The organism is Hyalangium minutum, from assembly GCF_000737315.1.
GTDB classification, from domain to species: Bacteria; Myxococcota; Myxococcia; order Myxococcales; family Myxococcaceae; genus Hyalangium; species Hyalangium minutum.
Map to the genome: position 1 here is coordinate 75,568 of NZ_JMCB01000009.1, position 15,347 is coordinate 90,914.

General features: G+C 67.0%; 13 protein-coding genes. 4 read left to right on the forward strand and 9 right to left on the reverse strand.

From position 1 onward, the window contains the following. From DB31_RS24125 to DB31_RS24140, 4 genes are all read right to left on the reverse strand, one after another. The gene (locus tag DB31_RS24125; RefSeq protein WP_044191721.1) at positions 1–564 is read right to left on the reverse strand and encodes a tetratricopeptide repeat protein; all 564 of its coding nucleotides are present in this window, start codon (positions 562–564) and stop codon (positions 1–3) included. Between the two features lie 325 nt (positions 565–889). Next, a complete protein-coding gene (locus tag DB31_RS24130; RefSeq protein WP_044191723.1) occupies positions 890–2,530 on the reverse strand; it encodes a sigma-54-dependent transcriptional regulator in 1,641 nt (546 codons plus the stop codon). 19 nt (positions 2,531–2,549) lie between these two features. After that, entirely contained in the window at positions 2,550–3,551 is a 1,002-nt protein-coding gene (locus tag DB31_RS24135; protein ID WP_083968638.1) for a GGDEF domain-containing protein, read from the reverse strand. Positions 3,552–3,724: 173 nt separating this feature from the next. Continuing rightward, positions 3,725–3,961, reverse strand: a complete 237-nt coding sequence (locus DB31_RS24140; RefSeq protein WP_044191725.1) for a glutaredoxin family protein — start codon at positions 3,959–3,961, stop codon at positions 3,725–3,727. A 21-nt stretch (positions 3,962–3,982) separates the two neighbouring features. Here DB31_RS24140 and DB31_RS24145 point away from each other — a divergent pair, with 21 nt between their 5' ends. Further along, positions 3,983–5,131, forward strand: a complete 1,149-nt coding sequence (locus tag DB31_RS24145; protein ID WP_044191728.1) for a DUF4388 domain-containing protein — start codon at positions 3,983–3,985, stop codon at positions 5,129–5,131. Between the two features lie 9 nt (positions 5,132–5,140). Here the strand turns inward: DB31_RS24145 and DB31_RS24150 are convergent, their stop codons facing one another. Further along, positions 5,141–6,643, reverse strand: coding sequence for a penicillin-binding transpeptidase domain-containing protein (locus tag DB31_RS24150; protein WP_083968640.1), 1,503 nt, complete (start codon positions 6,641–6,643; stop codon positions 5,141–5,143). Positions 6,644–6,720: 77 nt separating this feature from the next. Next, on the reverse strand, positions 6,721–7,755 hold the full coding sequence (locus tag DB31_RS24155; RefSeq protein ID WP_044191729.1) for an Rpn family recombination-promoting nuclease/putative transposase: 1,035 nt from the start codon (positions 7,753–7,755) through the stop codon (positions 6,721–6,723). A 163-nt stretch (positions 7,756–7,918) separates the two neighbouring features. On the opposite strand from DB31_RS24155, the gene DB31_RS24160 reads away from it, so the two are divergent. Beyond that, entirely contained in the window at positions 7,919–8,704 is a 786-nt protein-coding gene (locus DB31_RS24160; protein WP_044191730.1) for an ABC transporter permease, read from the forward strand. Beyond that, positions 8,701–9,612 carry an ABC transporter ATP-binding protein gene (locus tag DB31_RS24165; RefSeq protein ID WP_044191732.1) on the forward strand — a complete coding sequence of 304 codons (912 nt, stop codon included), beginning with the start codon at positions 8,701–8,703 and terminating at the stop codon, positions 9,610–9,612. The genes DB31_RS24160 and DB31_RS24165 overlap by 4 nt, the downstream gene beginning before the upstream one ends. A gap of 22 nt (positions 9,613–9,634) precedes the next feature. Here the strand turns inward: DB31_RS24165 and DB31_RS24170 are convergent, their stop codons facing one another. After that, entirely contained in the window at positions 9,635–9,886 is a 252-nt protein-coding gene (locus tag DB31_RS24170) for a sulfurtransferase TusA family protein (RefSeq protein WP_044192025.1), read from the reverse strand. Between the two features lie 221 nt (positions 9,887–10,107). Here DB31_RS24170 and DB31_RS24175 point away from each other — a divergent pair, with 221 nt between their 5' ends. Then, positions 10,108–12,144 (forward strand): DsbA family protein, encoded by a 2,037-nt coding sequence (locus DB31_RS24175; protein WP_083968642.1) that lies wholly within the window; start codon positions 10,108–10,110, stop codon positions 12,142–12,144. A gap of 80 nt (positions 12,145–12,224) precedes the next feature. Here DB31_RS24175 and DB31_RS24180 read toward each other — a convergent pair whose 3' ends face one another. Together DB31_RS24180 and DB31_RS24185 are read right to left on the reverse strand one after the other, a co-directional pair. Continuing rightward, the gene (locus DB31_RS24180) at positions 12,225–12,620 is read right to left on the reverse strand and encodes a RidA family protein (protein ID WP_240486858.1); all 396 of its coding nucleotides are present in this window, start codon (positions 12,618–12,620) and stop codon (positions 12,225–12,227) included. Between the two features lie 72 nt (positions 12,621–12,692). After that, on the reverse strand, positions 12,693–14,903 hold the full coding sequence (locus tag DB31_RS24185; protein ID WP_044191739.1) for a RelA/SpoT family protein: 2,211 nt from the start codon (positions 14,901–14,903) through the stop codon (positions 12,693–12,695). Positions 14,904–15,347 lie beyond the last annotated feature (444 nt).

Sequence of the window (15,347 nt, forward strand, 5' to 3'; positions counted from 1 at the left end):
TCACCCCGCGGGACGCAGGCGGGCCGCCAGGTGCATGTAGTGGCTGCTCCGCTCGTTATCTCCGAGGTGCGCCCACGCATCCGCCAGGGCCCTCGCCGCGTCGATGAACGACGGGTGGTACTCCAGCGCGAGCTCGAACATGTGGCGCGCATGCCGGTACCGCGCCTTGTCCGTCCGCCGCCCCCCTTTCGACAGCAGCGCCTGCCCCAAGCCGAAAATCTCCACCGCAGCCGCCTCCCGGTACGACTGCTCCGTGTTGAGCTGGAAGGCGCGATCCAGCAACGAGGAAGCGGCCTCGGGCTCATCCAGCTCGAGCTGGCAGAGCGCGGCGTTGCGGTAGTTGTCCGCGGTGGACGGGTCCAGCTCGATGGCGCGCTCGAAGCAGCGCAGTGCCTCCGCCGGACGTCCCAGCCGCGTGAGCGAGAAGCCCTTGGCACTCAGCGCCGGCGTGTGCCGCGGATCCTCGCTCAGCACCTTGTCGAAGGCCTGAATGGCGGAGGCATGCTCCCCCGCCGTGGAACGGTTCACGCCCTCGTTGAACGCCGCGAGCAGCTTGTGTGACATCCGTGGACCTCTCGAGCTCCGGCCGCGAGCATCACGGCCGAACCTAGAGCCTGACAAACACGAGGCCCCTCTGAAAAGGTGGCACCGCGCAGCCCTGCCCCAGTGTCGGAAGTCCGGCTAATGAGTCGCCCCATGCGCACGTAGGCTATCGAATACCCTCGGCCTCGAGGACCGCTGCAAAACCGGTGGGAAAAGTCCGCATACCGGGGAACCCATTCCAGCGCCTTGAGCCAAGCATTGCTCACGGCCCGGGCTCCCCGGAGCGACTCATGCAGGCTGGCCAGCCGAGGGGCGGTGCCATGCCCCTCGCCATACCAGATCCGCGTCAGAACTCCGCGCTGGCGCGCGGGTCGATGATGCCGCACTCCTTGATCTTGTAGAGCAGCGCCTTGTAGCTGATGCGCAGCTTGCCCGCGGCCTTGCGCTTGTTCCACGCGGTGCGTTGAAGCATCGCCAGGATGGCCTCGCGCTCGGCCAGCATCGCCGCCCGCTTTCCAATGTCCTTCAGCGACATCTCCGCCACCGGCATGCTCGGAGGAGGAGGCGGCGGCTGCGGAATATCGAACGGGTTGCTGTAGCGCGGCGCCATGTGGTTGGCCGGCACCTCTGTAACAGTGGGCGGCACCGGCGCCCCACCCCGAGCCGGCATCTCCAGCACCTGCACGGAAGCCGTCGGCGGAGGACGCACCGGCTCCGGCTCCGGCGTCCGCGTGGGCGGCGGCGGAGCCCCATCATCGCCCCCCGCGTACGAGGTCGGCAGCGACGGAGCGCTCGCGGGCGCCCGGCCCGCGCGCAGCTCGTCGAGCACCAGCGTGGGATCCTTCAGCACGCACAGCCGGCGCACCATGTTCTCCAGCTCGCGCACGTTGCCCGGCCAGTCGTACTCGGTGAAGGCTCGCAGCACCTCGCCGGGCAGCTCCGACACACCGTGGATGTAGTGCTTGCCGTACTTCTTGAGGAAGTGGTCCGTCAGCGGCACCACATCCTCCATGCGCTCGCGCAGCGCCGGCAGGCGAATGGCCACCACATTGAGACGGTAGTAGAGGTCCTCGCGGAAGTTGCCCAGCGCGATCTCCTTCTCCAGATCGCGGTTGGTGGCCACCACCACGCGGCTGTCCACCCGGACGCTCTTCTTGCCGCCCACCCGGAAGAACTCCTCGTCCTGCAGCACCTGGAGCAGCTTGGCCTGAAGGCGGATCGCCATCTCGCCGATCTCGTCCAGGAAGATGGTGCCCTGGTCCGCCAGCTCGAACTTGCCGGGCTTCTCGGCCGTGGCGCCCGTGAAGGCGCCGCGCTCGTGGCCGAACAGCTCGCTCTCCAGCAGCTCACCCGGCAGCGCCGCGCAGTTCACCTTGATGAACGGCTTGTTGCGCCGCTGGCTGCGCGCGTGGATCTCCCGGGCAATCACCTCCTTGCCCGTACCGGACTCGCCGAGCAGCAACACCGGCACGTCCGTATCGGCGATCCGCTCCACCAGCGCGCGGGCCCGCCGCATCGCCGGCGAGGTGGAGATCAGCACCCGCGCCTCGTTCGGGTTCTCCACCGCTTCGGCCACGGCCGGCCGGACCGGAGCGGGCGCCGCGGCCTGACGGGCCGGAGCCCGTGTCCCCAGCGCACGGGCCAGCACATCCTCGAGCTCGTCATTGCCGAACGGCTTCGAGAGATAGTCACTGGCGCCCATCTTCATGGCCCGCACCGCATCATCCGCGCCCGCCAGGGCCGACAGGACGATGACGGGCGCCGCGCCTCCCGAGCCCCGGTAGTGCCGCAGCACCTCCAGACCGCTCATCTCCGGCATCACCACGTCCAGCAGCACTGCGTCGAATGAGCCTCCCTGAAGCATCTCCAGCGCCTGCGCCCCGCTCGAGGCACAGCGCACCTGGTACCCCGCGTTCCCCAGCAACTCGGCCAGGAACGTGCGCACCGACTCCTCGTCGTCCACCACCAGCACCGCGATCCGATCCATCCCCGCGTCTCCCTCGCCCTTACGAAGAAAGTGTGACCGCCTCTAGCTCGAGGCCACCCTCTTCTCGCCTCACCCCAACGCCCGACTCTTGTCTGCTCGCCGCCGGAGCCCCCCGGGCCCGGCGCATCTCTTGAATGGCCCCGCTCAGCAACTGCGTGGGCACTCCCAATGTATCCGGGAAGCACACCGCGCCCAGGTTGAGCGACGTACGCAGGGCCTTTCCCTCCACCTGGAAGCGCGCCAGCTCGAAGCGCGCGTTGATGCGCGACAACACCGTCGGCAGCGCCTCTGCCGCCGTCCCTGGCAGCAGCATCGCAAACTCATCATCCGACACGCGCGCCACCACATCCGACTCGCGCACCGTCTGTCCCAGGATCACCGCCGTGTACACCAACAGCCGCTCCTCGATGGCCGGCCCATACTGCTTGCGGAAGGCCCTCAGGCTCTGAGGTGAGCACGCCACCACGGAGAAGACTCCGCCGTAGCGCTCCGCCCGCCGCAGCTCCAAGCCGATCAGCGCCAGCAGGAAGGGCTTGTTGTAGAGCCCCGTGAGGGGATCGTGCAGCACCAGCGCCGTGCCTGCATCCGCTCCTTCGGCGGCGCGCAACACCGCGTCCCTCAGCCGCAGCTGCGCGTGCAGCTTGAGCGCCAGCTCCGCTCCCGTGCTCGTGCGCGGCACCAGGTCCACGCACTGCCCCTTCTCCACACAGAAGCGCCAGGCCTCCAGATCGTGCGGATCCACCAGATAGAGGAGCGGCACCGTGCTCCCGCCAATCTGACGCAGCCGGCGCACCGTGGCCACCGCCGCATAGTCCGGCGGCTGCGCGGCCAGCACCACGGCATCCGGCCGGATCACCTCGAAGAGCGGAGCCGCCGCGTCGAACCGCGTCAGCGGCACGACCCGGAACCCCTCCTCCGTCAGCAGGGCACGCGTCCGCTCCAGATCCTCCGCCCGTGGCTCCACAAGGAGTACGGTTGGCTGGATCCCTGCCCTCCGGACGTGCTTGCGCTTTAGCGCCACCGCTCCATCCTCCTGTCCCCGCCCAGAACTTTCTTACTCACGCCGTCCCTCGCCATCCCACCCAGAATTACAGCCCTTCCCCCGGCTCCACCCTGCCCATCCCCTTGAACTTCCAAGGGAAGGGTATTCCGTTCCCCATCCTGGGCGCGGAACAGAGCAACCCGTGTGCCACGCTACCCACGCCGGAGCCGGGCCTCGAAGGCAGCCTCGTCCACCCGGTGCTTGAAGGCTGGCTCGCCATCCATGACGACCACCGGGATGTCGTAGCGCCACGCCATCATCGCCGCTGGATCCTCCAGGATGCTGATGATCCGTAGCTCGAAGGGGATACGGGCACGCACACGCTCTACGACGTCAATCGCCTCGTCGCAGAGGGAGCAAGAGGGTTTCGAGTAGATATCCACCTTCATGGCGATGCAGGATGCGCAACGATGCAGGGCCTGTCAGGCGATTTCACGACGATGCCCCTCAAGGACGTCGTCCAGTACCTGGGCAACCGTCGGCTTTCCGGCAAGCTGTTGGTTCAACGGGCGGGTGTGTTCAAGGACCTGACGTTGAGCGAGGGCTCGGTCGTCAGCGCCAGTTCCAACCAGCCCCGCGAGTACCTGGGCCAGTTCCTGATAAACATGGGGCACCTGACGGAGGACCAGCTCAGCCGGGCCTTCGAGGCCCAGCGCGAGACGGACTACCGGCTGGGGAAGATCCTGGTGATGAAGGCGATCGTCCCCGAGGCGACGGTGCTGAGCATGCTCAGCCTGAAGTTCCGGGAGATGCTGCTGGACGCCTTCCAGTGGCCCGAGGGCGAGTTCCAATTCGAGATTGTGGACATCGCCAACCCGCTGGACGGGCTGGATGTGCGGGTGGATCTGCTGGACATCCACCGCGAGGGCGAGTTCCGGGAGACGGCGTGGCAGGCGATGCGCTCGGCGTTCCCGACGGGGCAGGCGCGGCTGACGGTGGATGAGAAGAAGCTGGCCGAGCCCCGTCAACCGGGCAGCATGGACGAGCGGCTGGTGCAGCTGATCAAGGACGGGCTGACCATCGACGAGCTGGCGCTGGCGCTGCACGCCACGGACTTCTACCTGTACCAGCGGCTGTACGCGCTCTACCGGCAGGACGCGGTGAAGGTGCGCGAGAGCACGACGCCCCCACCCACGGAGAAGCCGGCGGAGACGCCGCAGGTGATCGGGTCGGAGTCGTCGGTGGACGAGGTGCTCCAGGTGGCACGCGTGTTCCTGGAGGGACAGAACCACCGGGACGCCGAGGTGCTGGCGCGCCGGGCGCACGAGATGGCGCCCTCGGCGGAGACGGCAGAGTTGCTCCGGCAGACGGAGCAGGCGCTGCTGGAGTCGCTGCGGCGGCAACTGATGGAGCCGCCCCAGGTCCCGTCGCTGCTGGTGCCTCAGGCCCAGGTGAAGACGATGCAGCTGGCTGCCCCGGAGCGCTATCTGCTGTCGCGCATTGACGGCAAGCGGGACGTGGCGGCCATTGTCCGCGTGTCACCGCTGCACGAGCTGGAGGCGCTGAAGTACTTCCAGGAGTTCGTGGCCCACGGCTTCGTGAAGCTGACGCCGCGCTGAGCCCAGGCTTCAAGGAGGAGGCGGCGTCGCGAAGCCTTCGGAGGCCTTCAGCTCTTCGACCGTGCCCTCCTCCCCTTCAGCATCCTCCATAGGCTCTCCGGGCTTGGCCTCCGCCGCGGCATCCGGGGTGGTGACAGAAGCGGAGTCGGGCGACGAGACGGTATTGCCTGCTACGGCAGGCGCTGGAGCACTCGAGTCTTCCTTCTCTGGCGCCGTCTTGGGCGGCTTGGGGAGGCGGTCCAGCGCCAGACGCATGGCCTCGCGCCCGAGCCACGTGGCGCGGATGCGCCAGAGCGGATCATTGACGATGACGGCGGCCACGGCCACGCGCGGATGGTCCTTGGGGGCGAAGCCGACGAACCACGAGTAGTCCCGGAAGGGATTCTTGTCCGCGAGCGTGCCCGTCTTGCCCACGGCACCCTCGACGCGGAACGCCCGCTCCCGGAAGATGCGCCGGGCAGTGCCGTTCGTCACGGTCTGCTCGAGCATGCCGGCCAGATTGCGCTGCACCTCGGGAGACAACACCTGCTCGGCGGGAGGCGGAGGCGCATCGGAGGGTGGCTCGAAGATCACGGGATCGCGCCAGACCCCGGTGGCCGAGGCGGCTGCGAGCGCTGCACCATGCAGGGGGGACAGGTACACATCCCCGAAGCCTGCTCCAGCCTCGGCCAGGCCGAACTCCTCATCGGGGATCGAGGCGAGCGAGATATCCGTGGGGATGGGGAACGAAATGGGGCGGTTGAAGCGCAGGCGCGCGGCCATGCGCCGCAGGGCATCGGCGGCCAGGTACTTCTTGGTCATCTTGGCGAAGATGACGTTGGCGCTCTTGCCCATGGCATCAGCCAGCGAGTAGCAGGCGCCATCGCGCTCACTGTCTTCCAGGAGCCGCTCGGAGATCCGCCGCTTGCCCCCGTGGAAGCACGCCTCCTCGAAGGGAGACACGCCCGCCTCGAGCAACGCGCTGCCAGTGACGATCTTGAAGATGCTGGCGGCAGGGAACACCGCGCGCGTGGTGAGTCCGCGCATGTCCGGCTGGGCCTGCGAGTGCTCCGCGAGCGCCAGCACGCGGCCGGTGGAAGGCTCGAGCACCACGGCCGCGCCATAAGGGACCTGGTAGTCCTTCATGATGCGGGTGAGCTGGTCCTGGAGCGTCGAATCGATCGTGAGGGGCACCTCTCCCTGAGGGCCTGACACCACGAGCCGCCCATCACGCCGGAGCTTGGCACGCCCCAACAGGTCCTCTTTACGGGACAGCGTGTGCAGCCGGGAGAACGGCGGCGAATCCTTTCGAGCCGGCACCGGCATCGGCGGCGCCAAGCCGAGTTCCACAGGACCCGCGTCGGGAGCTTCGGTCCCTGCGTCCGGAGTCCCTGCATCTGGGGTTCCCACCTCTGGAGTGGCGGAGGCAGTGGTTGCCGAAGACTCGGCATCACCCATGGCATACCCCATGGCCCCGAGCAGCAGGGCGAGGGGCAGGATCATTGCTGAGAGGAGGTGGCGGGAGTGCGGCATGTGACGGGGCTGATCCTAGATCTCTGGGAACGCCTGTCCACGTCTGCTTCCTCGGCTGCTCTGGGAGTGCGAATCCGCTACTGCGCGGGGTCGTCCAGCACCTCGGAAACGCGAGTGGCGTTCAAGGCTCGGTCCAGCCAGTGCTCCAAGGTTGCGACATCCATACAAGCTTCGATGCGCTGGCGGGAACGATCATCCACAAGCACTCCCTTGGCTGCGAGCAACCTCAGGACGGCCCCTGCCATCCCACTGGCCCGCCCCTTCGCGAGCCCCCGGGCCTCTCCTTCTATGAGCCCCTTCTGGTGCCCCTGCTCTCTGAGCACCTCTGCCGCAGTCTTCATGATGGCCTCTGCCCTCTCCGACTCCATGATGGATTGTAACACGCGCTCCAGGACGTCCAGCACCCGCACGTCCCCCAGATGGTGCAGATACCGGACAACCCGGTACACCTCCTGTGGGCCATGGGCGGAGGCATGCACTTGGGCGAATAAATCGGTCCAGTGCGGCAGCCTCTGCGCGAGCTGCTCGGTGCCCGCATAGCTGAGCACCAACAATCCCAGTGCCACCAGAGGTGGCCCCGGACGTGCTCGCACCGCCTGCTCGCTCTGCGTGGACAGGTCGTCCACCCGGTACTCGGACCGCAAGAAGTTCCACCCACGGCTTTGCACCGGACCGGCGGCCCAGACCCGCACGTTGTAATGGTCCTCCAACCTCAGAGGAGCCGACCACTTGCGACCCCACCGGGGATACACCACCAAAGCGGAGACTCCCGGAATCCAGCGGCTGTGAGGGTGTACCTCGCGCCAATGCGTGATGAGACGCCAGCCATAGTCATGCAGCCGCACCGCCATCCACCGCTCCACCGAGGACTGGTGCTCGATGAGGAAGAAGTGAGGCGGCTCGTGTTCGCCCGCATGAAGCAGGCGGGCAGAGAAGAGCAGATCTTGGCGCGTCTCCCGATTTCCCTCCACCAGCGTGCCGGACTCCCGCCTCAGCGACGCCCAGTCCACCTGAGCCGTGAAGGGCTCGGGCAGGTTATGGCGCAGCAAAGCCTCGGCCCGGACCGGAGGGTTGAAGAGGTAGCGAAAGAATCGATCGTGGGGACCCGCCATACTGCCGGGCGCTCCAGCAACTCCCAGGCCATCCTGCTCTCCGAGCGCGCCAAGAGCGTCCACCGTCCACGCTCGGAGACGCCCTGTCTCGCGCGGGAGACTCCAAAGGCCCAAGCGCGGAAACTGGCCGCCCGCCCGAGGATTTGACTAGGGTGCCCATACCTTGGACGGACTCAAAGAAATCGCGGTGATCTGGAGCGCGGAGACCCTCCGGGCCATCCGCAGCGCTCGCACACTGGTGCTTCTCGGGCTCTACGCCATGGCCTGTCTGGCCGTGCTGCTGTTCGTCACCCTCCTGAGTGGCGGCAGCCGCGTGCAACCCGGCGCCACGCCTGACCTCGAACAGCTCCCGGGAGTCATCGAGAACGTCTTCAAGGTCAACCTCTTCTTCCTGCCCATCTACGTCACGCTCATGGGCTTCGATCAGATCAGCGGAGAGGTGGGCACGCGCTCCATCCGCTACGTCACCCTGCGCGCACGCCTGTCCTCGCTGCTGCTCGGCAAATTCCTGGTGCAGACCACCCTGCTGGTCGGGCTGGTGCTCATCATCGACGTGGGCATCATCCTCTACGCCCGCTACGCCTTCCCGAACCTCACCCTCATGGCCATGGCGCTGAACCTCGTGAAGGTGTGGCTGGCCACCCTCGTGTTCTCGCTGTCCTACGTGGCCCTCACCACGCTCTGCTCGAGCCTGTTCCGCGCCTCGGGACTGAGCCTCGTCTTCAACTTCTGCCTCGTCTTCGCCTTCCTGCTGATGGAGCTCGCGGGCCGCTACTACGAGGGCAGATCCATCCTCGGCTACCTCCGCTTCCTGACGCCGTCGTACTACTCCACGGGCCTGTTCAGTCAGGACCTGGCGGACATGGGCCGCAGCGGCCTCATCTATCTCTCCTTCACCCTGCTCTTCCTGGGCGGCGCCTATGGCGTCCTGCGTTCGAGGGATCTGTGAGCGAGCTGGCCATCGAACTGTCCCAGGTCACCAAGCGCTTCGGCCCCAAGGTGGCCGTCAACGCCATCTCCCTCTCCATCCCGCTGGGGCAGGTGTATGGCCTCATCGGTCCCAACGGCGCCGGCAAGACGACCACCTTCTCGATGATGTGCGGGTTCCTCCACCCGACCTCGGGCAGCCTCAGGGTGCTGGGAGTCCCGCCCACGCCCCCTGGAAACCTCAAGGGCAAGCTCGGCGCGCTCCCTCAGGACGCCCTCCTCCCGCCGGGCTGGGAGATCGGCGAGCTGCTCACCTACTGGGCCCGGCTCTCCCACTTGCCCCAGCCCGAGCGCGAGGCCCGTGAGGCCCTCGAGAAAGTCGGCCTCTCCGAGAACTGGTACACGCCCACCGAGGCCCTCTCCCACGGCATGGCCAAGCGCACCGCCATGGCGCAGGCGCTCATGGGCAAGCCGCCCCTGGTCCTCCTCGATGAGCCCACCGCAGGCCTCGATCCGCGCATCGCCGCTCAGGTGCGCCAGCTCATCCGCGACATGAAGGGCCAGCAAACGGTGGTGGTCTCCAGCCACAACCTCCAAGAGCTGGAGGAGCTGTGCGACGCAGCCGCCATCATCGACAAGGGCTCCATCGTCAAGGCCGGGACCATGTCCGAGCTCACCGGCCTGGGCGCGGAGTTCCGCGTCCAGATCGCCCGCGGCGACATCATCCCCCCCGAGCTCACCCAGCTCCCCGGCGTCACCAGCGCCAAAATGGAGTCCCCCGGCGTGCTGCTCGTGCGGTTCGACAGCCAGGCCCACAAGCCCGAGGAAGTCATCAGCCGCACCGTCGCTCACCTGCTCCAAACCGGCGTCCTGATCCTCGGCGTTACCCGGGGCCAGCGGCTCGAAGACCGCGTCCTGCAAATTCTTTGAAACTCCCGGGCCGCTCCCGTCACTACGGGCCGTGTCCTGGACCCTCACCCGCCTTTCGCACCCACCCCACGTAGCTCGCCCCGCGCCGCTCCAGGCGCAGGAGCGTGTGTCCGGTGGCCTCGCACCAGGCAGGCAGATCGGCCTCCAGCCCCCGGTCCGTGGAGATCAACTCCACCACCGTGCCCACCGGCACCCTCCGAATCGCCTTGGCGATCTCCAGGATGGGCACCGGACAGGCGGCCCCAGAGGTATCCACTCGAACGGCCGCTTCCATGGGCCTCACGCTGACGTACGCCCCAGGGAGCATGCGCTGGGGGAATTTGCCGGAAATCTGTCGTGTTTCCGGGCCTCTAGGAAGGGTGGGAAGTCTGCCGAAGGCATGGCGGCTCGGCTTGCGTGGCCGGATTTCACTCTGTTATCTAGCCCGCCTTCCTTACCCCGCCCGGGGCCGCCACGCACAGTACGGACCTGAGACGGAAGGAGCAGAACGGAAAAATGGATCCAAGCGATAACAAGGGAGCACACGGGGCCTCCAGCCACGCGTCCTCGGTTTCTGGTTCGAAGGCCAATGTGATTGTGGCCCTGCTGGTGGGCCTGGTGCTCGGCTTCTTCGGTGGCCGCGCCGCCACCGGCCCGGGCCGCAGTGGTGACAGCAACGCACAGGCGGCGGCGCCCTCGGCTGCGGCCCAGGCCGCGAAGCCCTCGCGTCCGGCCGACCCCTCCATCTTCAAGGTTCCCCTCGAGGACTCTCCCCGCAAGGGCAGCGATGACGCGCTCATCACCCTCGTGGAGTTCTCCGACTACCAGTGCCCGTTCTGCTCCCGCGCGAACGCCACCGTCGAGCAGCTGCAGAAGGACTACGGCGACAAGCTGCGCGTCGTCATGAAGCAGAACCCCCTGCCCTTCCACCCGCGCGCCAAGCCGGCCGCGCTCGCCGCCATGTCCGCAGGTGAGCAGGGCAAGTACTGGGAAATGCACGCGAAGATGTTCGCCAACGCCAAGCAGCTTGAGGACGCGGATCTGGAGAAGTACGCGTCCGAGATCGGCCTGGATGTGGCGCGCTGGAAGAAGGACTTGGCCAACCCGAAGTTCGGGCAGGCCATCGACCGGGATCAGGCGCTGGCCAGCCAGCTCGGCGCCAACGGCACGCCGGCCTTCTTCATCAACGGCCGCTTCCTGTCCGGCGCGCAGCCCATCGAGAACTTCAAGAACATCATCAGCGAGGAGCTGCCCAAGGCCGAGGCCCTGGTGAAGGGTGGCCTCAAGCCGAACCAGGTCTACGCCGCCATCATCGAGAAGGGCCAGACCCGCGCGGCGCCTCCGCAGCAAGAGCGCCAGCAGCCGTCCACCGCCTACCGCAAGATCGATGTGCCCGCCGAGGCCCCGGCCTTTGGCCCGAAGAACGCCAAGGTCACCATCGTCGAGTGGTCTGACTTCCAGTGCCCGTTCTGCAGCCGCGTGTCCCCCACGCTGGCGAAGATCAAGGAGCAGTACGGCAAGGAAGTGCGCGTGGTGTTCCGTCACCAGCCGCTGCCCTTCCACCAGGACGCGAAGCTCGCCGCCGAGGCCTCCATGGCCGCCCACGAGCAGGGCAAGTTCTGGGAGATGCACGACAAGCTCTTCGCCAACCAGAAGGCGCTGACCCGTCCCTCGCTGGAGAAGTACGCCGAGGAGCTGGGGCTGAACGTGGCCAAGTTCCGCCAGGCGCTGGACAGCGGCAAGTTCCGCGCGGCCGTCGAGGCGGACTCCACCGCCGGCAGCGCGGTGGGCGCCAACGGCACCCCGACGTTCTTCATCAACGGCCGTCAGTTCGTGGGCGCGCAGCCCTTCGAGAACTTCAAGACCGCCATCGATGAGGAGATCGCCCGCGCGGACAAGGCGCTGGCCAGCGGCGTGAAGATCGAGAACCTCTACGCCCACCTGATGAACAACCTGCCCGAGGCTCCTCCCGCGGCGGCCCAGGCCGAGCCGGCCGAGCCCCCGGTGCAGAAGATCGAGGTGGGACAGGCCCCGGCGAAGGGCCCCGCGAACGCCCCGGTCACCATCGTGGCCTTCTCGGACTTCGAGTGCCCGTTCTGCGGCCGCGTCATCCCGACGCTCAAGCAGGTCGAGGAGGAGTACAAGGGCAAGGTCCGCATCGCCTTCAAGCACCAGCCGCTGCCCTTCCACTCGAACGCCAAGCCGGCCGCCGCCGCCTCCATGGCCGCCCACGAGCAGGGCAAGTTCTGGGAGTACCACGACAAGCTGTTCGCCAATCAGCGCGCGCTGGATCGCGTCTCGCTCGAGAAGTACGCCGAGGAGCTGAAGCTGGACATGGGCAAGTTCAAGGCCGCCCTGGACAGCAACAAGTTCAGCGCGCAGATCGAGGCGGACTCCGCCGAGGGCATGCGCGTGGGCGCCAACGGCACCCCGACGTTCTTCATCAATGGCCGCACAGTCGTGGGCGCGGTGCCCTTCGACAACTTCAAGCGCGTCATTGACGAGGAGCTGAAGAAGGCCCAGGGCGGCGCGGTGGCCAAGGACTCGAAGTAGTCCTCACCTCGCCTTGAAGCACAAAGGCCGTCGGACCCCACAGAGGTCCGGCGGCCTTCGTGTTTTCAGGGCCTGGAGCTTCAGGACACGGCGATGGCGTCGATCTCCACCTTGGCGCCACGGGGCAGCGCGGACACCTGCACGGTGGCGCGGGCGGGCGGCGAGCCGGTGAAGTAGCGGCCATACACCTCGTTCACCTTGGCGAAGTCGCCCAGGTCCGTGAGGAAGATGGTGCAGCGCACCACGTGGGAGAACTCGAGCCCGGCGGCGGCGAGCACGGCCTTCAGGTTCTGCATGACCCGCTCGGCCTGGGTGGCCGCGTCACCCTGGACCATCTCCATCGTCTTCGGGTCCAGGGGAATCTGCCCGGCGAGGAAGGTTAGCTTCCCGGCGTCCACTTGGATGGCCTGCGAGTAGGGGCCAATGGCCTGGGGGGCGTTGTCGGAGTGGATGACTTTGCGCGCCATGAGGGGCACCTCGGGGTGAAGCGGCCGTCCGCCGGCCGCGGTCCAAGGGAGCCTCTAGCACGAATCCCCGCGCCGCCGCGCTCAGATGCGCTCGACGGAGGTGACTCCGCTGATGCGCTCAATGGCCTTCATCACGTCCGTGAGCTGCTTGAGGTCCGAGATCGTCACCTCGAAGGTGTTCACGGCGCGGTCATCCCCGGTGGCCCGGCAGTTGGCCTGGGAGATGTTGACGCCCTTCTTCGAGAAGGTGTTGGAGATGTCGGCCAGGAGGCCCGGCCGATCCGCGGTGAGCACGCGCAGAGTCACGGGCCGCTTGAAGTCGCCACGCACATCCCAGGACACGTCCACGCGCCGCTCGGGATCTGTGGCCATCGACTTCTCGCAATTGTCCGTGTGCACGGTGACGCCACGCCCACGGGTGATGAAGCCTACGATCGGGTCTCCTGGCACGGGATTACAACAGCGCCCGAAGCGCACGAGCACATCGTCCACGCCGCCAATCTGGACGCCGCTCTTCGTGGGCCGTCCCACCAGCCGCTTGGCCAGGTCCGTCACCTTGGACAGGCCCGGCAGCATGGAGGAGGAGCCGCCATCGCCGTTGGAGGGCGAAGCCGCTGGGGCGGGACGCTCCTCGGTGCCCAGCTTGTCCTGGGGCACGAAGCGCTGGACGAGCTGCTGCGGCGTCACCTTGCCGTAGCCGATGGCCACCAGCAGATCGTCCTCGATGCGGTAGCCCAGCTCCTCGCCGATCTTCTTCAGCTCGCCGTTCTTGGTGAGCTTGTTGAGGTTGAGCTGGTAGCGCTTGAACTCGCGCTCGGCCAGCTCGCGGCCCAGCTGCAGGCTCTTGTCGCGCTGCTGCTGCTTGATGAAGTTGCGAATGCGCTGCTGGGCGCGGCTCGTCTTGACGAAGGTGAGCCAGTCCTTGGACGGGTGCGCCTGCGGGCTGGTGAGCACCTCCACCATGTCGCCGTTCTTCAGCTTGTAGCGCAGCGGGACGATCTTCCCGTTCACCTTGGCGCCCACGCACCGCCCGCCCACGTCCGAGTGGATGGAGTACGCGAAGTCCACCGGGGTGGCCCCGCGCGGCAGGCTCTTCACGTCTCCCTTGGGCGTGAAGACGAAGACTTCGTCGGTGAAGAGGTCGACCTTGACGGTCTCCAGGAACTCCTTGGGGTCCTTGAGGTCCTGCTGCCACTCCATGAGCTGGCGCAGCCAGGCAAACTTCTCGTCGTCCTTGGAGATGAGGACCTTGCCCTCTTTGTAGGCCCAGTGCGCCGCGATGCCCTCCTCGGCGATCTTGTGCATCTCCGGGGTGCGGATCTGCACCTCCACGCGCTCGCTCAGCGGGCCGATCACCGTGGTGTGCAGCGACTGGTACATGTTGGGCTTCGGGATCGCGATGAAGTCCTTGAAGCGCCCCGGCACCGGCTTCCACAGCTGGTGCACCAGGCCCAGCGCCTCGTAGCACGAGGGCAGCGTGGGCATCAGGATCCGGAACGCGATGATGTCGTGGATCTGATCGAAGTCGATGCCCTGCTGCTTGATCTTCTTGTAGATGCTGTAGACGTGCTTGAAGCGGCCGCTGACGTCGCCCTTGAGCCCGCGCGCCTCCAGCTGGGTGCGGATGATGGCGGCGGTCTCGTCGATGTACTTCTCGCGCTCCTTCTTGCGCTTGTTGAGCTTCTCCTGGAGGGCGAAGAACTCCTGGGGCTTCACGTAGCGGAAGGACAGGTCCTCCAGCTCGATCTTGATCCAGCTGATGCCCAGGCGGTTGGCCAGCGGGGCGTAGATGTCCAGCGTCTCCTGGGCGATCCGGGCCTGCTTCTCCTCGGACATATGGTCCAAGGTCCGCATGTTGTGCGTGCGGTCCGCCAGCTTCACCAGGATGACGCGGATGTCCTGCGCCATCGCGATGATCATCTTCCGGAAGTTCTCCGCCTGCTTCTCCTCCTGGGAGAGCGTGGCCGAGGCCGAGAACTTGGAGAGCTTGGTCACCCCGTCCACCAGCTGAGCGACCTCGGGGCCGAACAGCTCGGTGAGCTCTTCAGCGGTCGCCAGGGTGTCTTCGATGGTGTCGTGGAGCAGACCTGTGACGATGGAGGCCTCGTCTAGCTTGAGCTCGGCCAGAATGCCGGCCACCTCGAGCGGATGGATCAGGTAGGGCTCCCCGGATTTGCGGAGCTGGCCCTGATGCACCTTGGCCGAGTAGACGTACGCCTTCTTGATGATGTCCAGATCGGGGTCCGGATGATAGGAGGCAACCCGCTGGAGGATGTCGTTGAGGCGAATCATTAAGCAGAGCCAATCGTAACTTTGGGAACCCTAGGGGGCAACGTCCTAGGTTTTCCTCAGAGAGGCCGTTGCGGATCTTGACGGCCGCAGAACCGTTCGCATTCGTTGACCCGACGTTTTAGGGACCCATAAAGTCTCCCCGCCCATGTCACAGCTCCTGCTGTCCGCTCTCGCCGTGGTCTGCCCGAACTGTGACGGCCACAATCCGCCTCGTACGGCGGTGTGTGCACAGTGCGGAGCGTCCGTGAGCGAGGCTCCGGGAGCCCGGGCCGCGCCTGCTCGCCCGGCCCCCGGGCAGCGCCCCGCCGGCGCACAGAATCCAGCGCCGCGCACGGCTCCTGTCTCCAGCTTCCCCCGAGGGGCTGAGGGCGGCCCTCCCGTCCCTCGCCCGGGAGAGGCAGTACCGCCAGGGCTGCGGCCGTCCGCTCGGACGCCCCCACCCTC